This window comes from Streptomyces sp. NPDC054840 (assembly GCF_053611065.1).
The window spans coordinates 1-9,071 of sequence record NZ_JBSGZP010000271.1; the positions used below are offsets into that span (position 1 = coordinate 1).

The window sequence follows — 9,071 nt, forward strand, 5'->3', positions numbered from 1 at the left end:
GACGTACTCCGGCGCCCCGACAACGCGGCGAGGTGCGGTGCCGGGCAACGCGGGCCCGGCAAGATCCGAAAGAGACGACCTAAGCCTCGGGCCGGGGTGGGGTGCGGATGCGGGTGCGGATCCGGGCTGCCGGTGCGGCCGCGTTGCCGGAGCGCTGCCCCGGCGCGCCTCAAACGCCGGCGGGGCTCAGAGAGCGCCTCAAACGCCGGCGGGGCCAGGAGTAGCCGAACGGGGCCGAATCAGCGGCGGTGTTGGGCCGCGCGGGAGGTGAACTCCGCGTCGCGCAGCACCCGCTGGGCGTTGCCCCAGGTCAGCATGGCCACCTCGGACTCCGGCCAGCCGCGCTCCAACAGCTCCGCGATCAGCCGCGGGTAGCCCGAGGGGTCGGTCAGGCCCGTCGGGCGGGGGAGGCCCGATCCGGTGCCGAAGCCGGCGCCGAGTCCGACGCCGTGCGGGCCCGCGATGGCCCGTACGTGGTCCAGGTGGTCCGCCACCGCGTGCAGGGAGTCCCCGGTGCGCTCGGTGTCGAAGGTGACCATCGCCAGGCCGTTCGCCTCCCGTAGCGCGGCCAGGACCTCGTCGGTCACGTTCCCCGGATGGGGGTTCAGCGAGGCCGCCGCCGTGTTCGAGATGACCACCGGGGCCTTGGAGGCTTCCGCGAGCCGGCAGGCGACCGCCGCCGGGCAGCCCGTGAGGTCCAGCAGGATCGCCAGCCGGTTCGCCTCGCGGACCACCTCGTGGCCGAAGGCCGTCAGTTCCTCCTGCGCCCAGGGCGCCCCCGCGGGCGCGAGGATCCGTACGCCCAGCGCGTGGAAGGCGCGCAGGGCGCCCAGGGAGTCGGTGAGTGTGCGGCCGGGCACCGGGCCCAGGAACGAGGCGATGCGGCCGCGGTTGCGGGCGTCCGCCAGGTCGTCGGCGGTGAGGGCCAGGCAGAGGCTGTCGGGGTAGCGGCGCATCAGGGTCAGCGCCGTGTCGATCTGGTCCAGCGTGTCGGAGAGCACCTGGTCACCGGAGGCGTCCTCGTGCACCCGGGCCGACGGCACGAGCAGGGACCAGAACTGGGCCCCCACTCCCCCGGCGCGCAGCCGCGGGATGTCGGTGTCCACGCCCGTGTCCGTGGTTTCGATGTCGTAGTACGGGCGCCGGTGCAGGGTCCGGACCAGCGTGTTGCACCCGTCGGCCACGGGATGGACGGCCAGCAGCGCGACGGCCCGGTCGAGGGCGCCCGCCGCCACCGCTACGGCGGGTGCGGGGAGGTCTTCGGATCCGATGCCCACGGAGTGGGGTTCATCCTGCAGGTCGGCCATGGCGTTCGCTCCGGTCTCGGCGGCAGCAGGGAGAGATGGTGCCACCGTGACATGCGGGACGGCAGGGCCGCCCGGCGGACGCAGCGTTCGAGTGAACCCGCAGGTCACACCCTGTCACCGCGCCCGCCGGGCACCGCGTCCGCTAGCGGATCACCGCGTTCGACGGGCCCCTGGAGGCCGACAGGTCGCGGGCGACCGCCTCCGCGTCGCGCAGCACCCGTACCGCGTTGGACCAGGTCAGCTTCGCCAGGTCGGCCTTGGACCAGCCGCGCGTGAGCAGCTCGGCGACGAGGTTCGGGTAGCCCGCCACGTCGTCCAGGCCGAACGGGGTGAAGGCCGTGCCGTCGTAGTCCCCGCCGATGCCGATGTGGTCGATGCCGGCCACCTCGCGCATGTGGTCCAGGTGGTCGGCCACCGTCGCGGCCGTGGCCATCGGGCGGGGGCGCGCCTCCTCGAAGGCCCGGTGCAGGGCCATCGCCTCGGGAGTGGTGTCCAGGTGGTGGAAACCGTGCGCCCGCAGGTTCTCGTCCGCGGCCAGGGTCCATTCGACCGCTGCCGGGAGGATGAACTTCGGGACGAAGGTGGCCATCGCCACCCCGCCGTTGGCCGGCAGCAGCGCCAGTACGTCGTCGGGGATGTTGCGCGGGTGGTCGCATACTGCCCGCGCCGAGGAGTGCGAGAAGAGCACCGGCGCGACCGAGACGGCGAGGGCGTCGCGCATCGTCGTCGCGGCGACGTGCGAGAGGTCCACCAGCATGCCGACGCGGTTCATCTCGCGGACGACCTCGCGGCCGAAGTCGGTCAGACCGCCGTGCCGGGGCTCGTCGGTGGCCGAGTCCGCCCAGTCGATGTTGTCGTTGTGCGTGAGCGTCATGTACCGCACGCCCAGCTGGTGCAGGGCGCGCAGGGTGGCGAGCGAGTTGTTGATGGAGTGGCCGCCCTCGGCGCCCATCAGGGAGGCGATCCGGCCGTCGGCGCGGGCCGCCTCCATGTCGTCCGCCGTCAGCGCCCGCACCAGGTCACGGGGGTAACGGTCGATCAGCTGGGCGACGACGTCGATCTGCTCCAGGGTGGCGCTGACCGCCTCGTCACCGGCGTAGTCGGAACGCACGTAGACGGACCAGAACTGCGCGCCGACCCCGCCGGCGCGCAGCCGGGGGATGTCGGTGTGCAGGTGGGCGGACTGGTCGCCCGCGATGTCCCGTTGCGCCAGGTCGTAGCGCACCTGCTCGCGCAGCGCCCAGGGCAGGTCGTTGTGGCCGTCCACGACGGGGTGCTCGGCCAGCAGTTCGCGCGCCTCGTCCAGACGCTGCGCCGCGCTCACTTGCCGAACCCGAAGGATTCCGCGTTCGCGACCTTCGTGCGCAGCCGCTTGCCCTTCTCGGTGGCCTGGTCGTTGAGCTCCTGCAGAAAGTCGGTCATGCGGGCCAGCAGCTCAGCGTCGTGGGCGGCCAGCATGCGCACGGCCAGCAGGCCCGCGTTGCGCGCGCCGGCGACGGAGACGGTGGCGACGGGAACCCCGGCCGGCATCTGGACGATCGACAGCAGCGAGTCCATGCCGTCAAGGTACTTCAGCGGTACCGGCACGCCGATGACCGGCAGCGGGGTGACCGAGGCGAGCATGCCGGGCAGGTGGGCGGCTCCGCCCGCGCCCGCGATGATCGCCTTCAGCCCGCGGTCGGCGGCCCGCTCCCCGTACGCGATCATCTCGCGCGGCATCCGGTGGGCGGATACGACGTCGACCTCGTAGGGGATCTCGAACTCGTCCAGGGCCTGGGCGGCCGCCTCCATGACGGGCCAGTCCGAGTCGGAGCCCATGACGATGCCGATGACGGGGGCTGCGGAGGTGGGGCTCATGCGGTGACCGTTCCTCTGAGGTAGTCGGCAGCGTGGCGTGCGCGCTCCAGCACATCGTCCAGATCGTCGCCGTAGGTGTTGACGTGGCCGACCTTGCGACCGTGTTTCACGTCCTTGCCGTACATGTGGATCTTCAGCTGGGGGTCGCGGGCCATGCAGTGCAGGTATGCCGCGTACATGTCGGGGTAGTCCCCGCCCAGCACGTTCGCCATGACCGTCCATGTGGCGCGGGGGCGCGGGTCGCCCAGCGGGAGGTCCAGGACGGCCCGTACGTGGTTGGCGAACTGGGAGGTGACGGCCCCGTCCTGGGTCCAGTGGCCGCTGTTGTGCGGGCGCATCGCCAGCTCGTTGACCAGGATCCGGCCGTCGGTGGTCTCGAACAGCTCCACGGCCAGGTGGCCGGTCACGCCGAGTTCCTTGGCGATGCGCAGGGCGAGGGACTGGGCCTCGCCCGCGAGGGCCTCCGAGAGGTCCGGGGCCGGCGCGATCACCGTGTCGCAGACCCCGTCCACCTGGCGGGACTCCACGACGGGGTAGGCCACCGCCTGGCCGTGCGGGGAGCGGACGATGTTCGCCGCGAGCTCGCGGACGAACTCGACCTTCTCCTCCGCGAGGACCGGGACGCCCGCCTTGAAGGGGGCCGCCGCGTCCTCGGGGGTGCGGACGAACCACACCCCCTTGCCGTCGTACCCGCCCCGCACGGTCTTGAGGATGACGGGGAAGCCGCCCACCTCGCGCGCGAAGGCGGCCACGTCGTCCGGACCGCTCACGATCCGGTGGCGGGGGCTGGGCGCGCCGATCTCGTCGAGCTTGGCGCGCATCACCCCCTTGTCCTGGGCGTGCACCAAAGCGTCGGGCCCCGGACGGACGGGGATGCCGTCCGCTTCCAGGGCCCGAAGGTGCTCCATGGGTACATGCTCGTGGTCGAAGGTGATCACGTCACAGCCGCGCGCGAAGGCACGCAACGTCTCCAGGTCGCGATAGTCGCCGATGACGACATCGCTCACGACCTGGGCCGCCGAGTCCTGCGGGGTGTCACTGAGGAGCTTGAATCTGATGCCGAGGGGGATGCCCGCCTCGTGGGTCATGCGGGCGAGCTGGCCGCCGCCGACCATACCGACTACCGGGAACGTCACTCCTCCAGGATATCCGCCGGTATTCCGCCATCCGGACGTGCCCCTGGCCCGATCTGCCCGTGTGCCGTGCGTCGCAGCATGCCGGAAGGCACAGACGCGTCACAGGGGGGACACTTAGCATGGGTGGGTTGACGGAGAACACCGGACGCCCCGTAAGCGGGCGGTGACCGACAGGACTGACCAACTGATGAGCACGCCTGGCGGATCTGTCCTCGAACGTGTAAGCGGCCTCGTCCGGGAGGTCGCCAAGTTCGGGGCGGTCGGAGGTCTGGGTGTCCTGGTCAACCTGGGTGTCTTCAACCTGATCCGCAACACCACCGACCTGCAGGTGGTGCGCGCGAGCGTGATAGCCACCGTCGTGGCCATCGCCACGAACTACATAGGCTTCCGCTACTTCACCTATCGCGACCGCGCCAAGAGCGGCCGCACCCGCGAGCTGAGCCTGTTCGCCGCGTTCAGCGGGATCGGCCTCGTGATCGAGAGCGGTGTGCTCTACACCGCCACCTACGGGTTCGGCTGGGACGGCCCGGTCGCCAGCAACGTGTTCAAGTTCATCGGCATCGGGACCGCCACCGTGTTCCGCTTCTGGTCGTACCGGACCTGGGTCTTCAAGGCCCTGCCCGCGCCGGCGGAGCCGAGCGAGCCGATGCCGGACCCCGCGCCCGTGCCGAAGCCGGACCGCAGGCCGGAGCCGGTTCCCGACCCGGCGCCCGCGAACAACTAGTACGGACGACCGGTCCGGACCGACAGCCACGGCCCGGCCCTCAGCGGACCGTGTTCTGCGGTTCGGTCCGTTCCGGCGCCGTGCGGCTGAGGAACAGCGCGAACACCGGTGGCTGCGTCTGGAGCAGCTCCAGGCGACCGCCGTCCGCCTCCGCGAGGTCCCGGGCCACCGCGAGGCCGATCCCGGTGGAGTTGCGGCCGCTGATGGCCCGCTCGAAGATCCTGTTGCCGAGGTCCGGCGGGACGCCGGGTCCCTCGTCCGTGACCTCCAGCACCGCCTGGTTGCCGATCACCCGGGTGCGCAGCGCGACCGTGCCGCCGCCGTGCATCAGGGCGTTCTCCACCAGGGTGGCCAGCACCTGCGAGACCGCGCCCGGGGTGCCGACGGCCCGCACGCCCGTCCGTCCGGAGCGCACGATGGCCCGGCCGGCACTGCGGTAGGCCGGCCGCCACTCCTCGACCTGCTGTTTGACGACCTCGTCCAGATCGAAGGGGACCGCCGAGCCGGTACGCGGGTCCCGCGAGTTCGTGAGCAGCCGCTGCACCACGTCCGTGAGCCGCTCCACCTGGGTCAGGGCGATCGTCGCCTCCTCCCGGACGGTCGCCAGGTCGTCGGTGACCGTGATCTCCTCCAGCCGCATGGAGAGTGCGGTGAGGGGGGTGCGCAGCTGGTGGGAGGCGTCCGCGGCCAGGCGCCGCTCGGCTGTCAGCATCCGGCCGATCCGTTCGGCGCTGGAGTCGAGCACGTCGGCGACCCGGTCCAGCTCGGGGACGCCGTACCGCTTGTGCCGGGGCCGCGGGTCGCCCGATCCGAGCCGCTCGGCCGTCTCGGCCAGGTCGGTGAGCGGGGAGGCCAGCCGGTTGGCCTGCCGTACGGCGAGCAGTACGGCCGCCACGACGGCCAGCAGGGCCACCGCGCCGACCACGGCCAGGGTCCGCCCGACTTCGCGGGTCACGGTGGAGCGGGACTCCTCGACGACCACGACCTGGCCCTGCTCCCCGAGGGCGGTGCCGCGGATCACACTGTCGGGGATCGGGGCGCCCACCTGCACGGCCGGCTGGCCGGGGACGGTGATCCGCGCGTAGTGGCCGGCGTCCAGCTGTTCGCCGAGGGCCACGGGGTCGATCGGCTTCTTCTCCAGGACGTTCGCCTCGACGATGCCCACGAGCCGCAGCGCCTCGGACTCGATGCGGTCCTGGGCGCTGCTGGTGATGGTCCGGGTCTCCACGATGACGAGGGAGACGCCGAAGACGGCGATCACGACGAGCACCACGGCGAGCGTGGAGCTGATGAGGCGGCGGCGCATGCCCTAGAGCATGCCCCACGTGGGGCGGAGGAGGCGGTCAGCTCTTCTCGAAGCGGAAACCGACGCCCCGCACGGTGGCGATGTAGCGGGGGTTGGCGGCGTCGTCGCCCAGCTTCTTGCGCAGCCAGGAGATGTGCATGTCGAGGGTCTTGGTGGAGGACCACCAGGTGGTGTCCCAGACCTCGCGCATGAGCTGGTCGCGGGTGACGACCCGGCCGGCGTCGCGGACCAGGACGCGCAGCAGGTCGAACTCCTTGGCGGTGAGCTGGAGCTCCTCCTCGCCCATCCAGGCGCGGTGCGACTCGACGTCGATCCGCACGCCGTGGGTGGCGGGGGGCTGGAGGGCCTCGGTGGCACCGCGCCGGAGCAGGGCGCGGACCCGGGCGAGCAGCTCGGCCAGGCGGAAGGGCTTGGTCACGTAGTCGTCGGCGCCGGCGTCCAGGCCGACGACCGTGTCGACCTCGTCCGCGCGGGCGGTGAGGACCAGGATCGGGAAGCCGTGGCCCTCGGCGCGCAGCCGGCGGGCGACCTCCAGGCCGTCCATGCCCGGCAGGCCCAGGTCGAGGACGACGAGGTCGACGCCGCCCTGCAGTCCCGCGTCCAGGGCGGTGGGGCCGTCCTCCCGGACCTCGACCTCGTACCCCTCCCGGCGCAGGGCGCGGGCCAGGGGCTCCGAGATGGATGCGTCGTCCTCGGCGAGCAGTACACGCGTCATGTGGGTGATGGTAGTGCGCGGCGACTGAAAGCAGGGGCCCCCGGGCAGACCCCTCTCTATCTGCGCTTATGAAGGGCTGAGCGCCTTCGAATATGGTCGAACGGCCCCCGGCGCGCCTTGTGATCCATCTCTCAAGTCCTTTCAAATGCCACTGTGTCGTGTCGTATGGTGGCGAGACGCCTGATGCAATACCTCAGGGACCTTTGTGCCGAAAAGCGAGCCAAGGGTCTCTATTTCTGTCCTGATCGGACAGGACGGTCCTCTCGGACTCACCTGTCCGGGCTTGATGACAGTGAATGACCTGTGGGCCGGGCCACTCCGCGCTGATGCGAGAGCGGGCGTGGATCCCGGTTACGGATGTTCCTTCGCCTCCGACCCCATGGGGGGGGCGAGACCCCGGGCGTGGGGTGGGAGATCCGTCGCCGGTGCCGGCCACCCCCCACCGGGCGCGGATGGGCTCACGAAGCCAAGCGTCCCGAGCAAGCAAGGATCGACCATGGCTTCCAGCCTGACGACGGCCTCACCGAGCCCCGCTCACGAGAAGACCGTCCTCGGCCACCCGATCGGCCTGGCCACGCTGTTCATGACCGAGATGTGGGAGCGCTTCTCCTACTACGGCATGCGTGCGCTTCTCGTTCTGTACTTGGTCTCCGGCGGTGTCGACGCCGCGACCGACAGCCAGGGCGGCGGCCTCGGCTTCACCGCGGCGACGGCCACGGCGATCTACTCCGTCTACGTGGCCATGGTCTACCTCATGGCCATGCCCGGCGGCTGGTTCGGTGACCGCGTCTGGGGCGCCCGCAAGACGGTCACCATCGCCGGTGTCGTGATCATGGCGGGCCACGTGGCGCTCGCACTGCCCGGCCAGCTGTCGTTCTTCGTCGGTCTGCTGCTGGTCGCGGTCGGCTCCGGTCTGCTGAAGGCCAACATCTCCACGATGGTCGGCCACCTGTACCGCGGTGTGGACGACCCGCGCCGTGACAGCGGCTTCACGATCTTCTACATCGGCATCAACGTGGGTGCCCTCCTCGCGCCGATCGGTATCGGCATGGTCGGCGAGCTCGTCAGCTGGCACCTGGGCTTCGCGCTCGCCGCCGTCGGCATGGGCATCGGCCTCCTGGTCTACCTGCTCGCAGGCCGCACCCTGAGCCCGCAGAGCAGCGTCGTCCCGAACCCGCTGAGCCCGGTCGAGCGCAAGGCCGTGATCGTCAAGGCCCTGGCCGTCCTGGCCGTCGTCGCCGTCTTCTACGGCGCCGTGGTGGCCGCGGACATGTTCACCATCAAGTGGGCGCTGTACCCGATCACCATCGCCGGTCTGCTCATCCCGGTCGCCGTCCTCGTCCGCATCAAGCGGGACAAGGACCTGTCCACCGTCGAGCAGACCCGGATGAGCGCCTACATCTGGTTCTTCGTGGCCGCCGCCGTGTTCTGGATGATCTACGACCAGGGCGGTTCGACGCTCTCGCTCTTCGGTGACAAGAACTCCGAGCGCGCCCTGTTCGGCTGGGAAGTCCCGACCACCATCTTCCAGTCGCTGAACCCGCTCTTCGTGGTGGCGCTGGCCCCGGTCTTCGCCGCCGCCTGGGTGGCCCTGGCCCGCCGCAGCCGCGAGCCCAGCACCATCGTGAAGTTCTCGGTGGCCCTGGTCATCGTCGGCGCCTCGTTCTTCGTCTTCGCCCTGCCGCTGAGCCAGACCGCCGGCAACGACACCAAGGTCACCATGTGGTGGCTGGTGCTCATCTTCCTGATGCACACCCTCGCCGAGCTGTGCCTCTCCCCGGTCGGCCTGTCGGTCACCACGAAGATGGCGCCGCAGAAGTACGGCTCCCAGATGATGGGCGTCTGGTTCCTCGCGGTGACGGCCGGCGACGCGACGACGGGCCTGCTGTCCATCGCCGGCGTCGATCTCAACAAGACGGGCATCGTCACCCTCCAGGCGGCCCTGGCGGTCCTCGCGGGCGCGGCGGTGTGGATGTACCGCAAGCGGGTCAGGGAACTGATGGGCGACGTCCACTGACACACACGG

General features: G+C 71.0%; 8 protein-coding genes. 2 read left to right on the plus strand and 6 right to left on the minus strand.

What is annotated here, in order from left to right; genetic code table 11:
• Positions 1 to 239: 239 nt before the first annotated feature.
• The 4 genes from ACWGIU_RS20040 to ACWGIU_RS20055 all read right to left on the minus strand — a co-directional run bounded on the left by ACWGIU_RS20040 (position 240) and on the right by ACWGIU_RS20055 (position 4,300).
• Positions 240 to 1,307, minus strand: a complete 1,068-nt coding sequence (locus ACWGIU_RS20040; protein WP_453707612.1) for a membrane dipeptidase — start codon at positions 1,305 to 1,307, stop codon at positions 240 to 242.
• A gap of 142 nt (positions 1,308 to 1,449) precedes the next feature.
• Positions 1,450 to 2,631 (minus strand): dipeptidase, encoded by a 1,182-nt coding sequence (locus ACWGIU_RS20045; protein ID WP_453707614.1) that lies wholly within the window; start codon positions 2,629 to 2,631, stop codon positions 1,450 to 1,452.
• Positions 2,628 to 3,164, minus strand: a complete 537-nt coding sequence (gene purE / locus ACWGIU_RS20050) for a 5-(carboxyamino)imidazole ribonucleotide mutase (RefSeq protein WP_453707616.1) — start codon at positions 3,162 to 3,164, stop codon at positions 2,628 to 2,630. Before purE ends, ACWGIU_RS20045 begins: the two co-directional genes overlap by 4 nt.
• Positions 3,161 to 4,300: a 5-(carboxyamino)imidazole ribonucleotide synthase gene (locus tag ACWGIU_RS20055; RefSeq protein ID WP_453707618.1), complete on the minus strand. Its 1,140-nt coding sequence runs from the start codon at positions 4,298 to 4,300 to the stop codon at positions 3,161 to 3,163. The genes purE and ACWGIU_RS20055 overlap by 4 nt, the downstream gene beginning before the upstream one ends.
• Positions 4,301 to 4,487: 187 nt before the next feature.
• Between ACWGIU_RS20055 and ACWGIU_RS20060 the strand changes: the two genes are divergently transcribed.
• On the plus strand, positions 4,488 to 5,024 hold the full coding sequence (locus tag ACWGIU_RS20060; protein WP_453707620.1) for a GtrA family protein: 537 nt from the start codon (positions 4,488 to 4,490) through the stop codon (positions 5,022 to 5,024).
• A 40-nt stretch (positions 5,025 to 5,064) separates the two neighbouring features.
• On the opposite strand, the gene ACWGIU_RS20065 is transcribed toward ACWGIU_RS20060, so the two are convergent.
• Together ACWGIU_RS20065 and ACWGIU_RS20070 are read right to left on the minus strand one after the other, a co-directional pair.
• The gene (locus tag ACWGIU_RS20065; RefSeq protein ID WP_453707621.1) at positions 5,065 to 6,330 is read right to left on the minus strand and encodes an ATP-binding protein; all 1,266 of its coding nucleotides are present in this window, start codon (positions 6,328 to 6,330) and stop codon (positions 5,065 to 5,067) included.
• Between the two features lie 37 nt (positions 6,331 to 6,367).
• Complete coding sequence (locus ACWGIU_RS20070) at positions 6,368 to 7,045, minus strand: response regulator transcription factor (protein ID WP_030724697.1); 678 nt, start codon at positions 7,043 to 7,045, stop codon at positions 6,368 to 6,370.
• A 496-nt stretch (positions 7,046 to 7,541) separates the two neighbouring features.
• Here ACWGIU_RS20070 and ACWGIU_RS20075 point away from each other — a divergent pair, with 496 nt between their 5' ends.
• Positions 7,542 to 9,062, plus strand: coding sequence for a peptide MFS transporter (locus ACWGIU_RS20075; protein WP_453707623.1), 1,521 nt, complete (start codon positions 7,542 to 7,544; stop codon positions 9,060 to 9,062).
• The last annotated feature ends 9 nt before the right edge of the window (positions 9,063 to 9,071 follow it).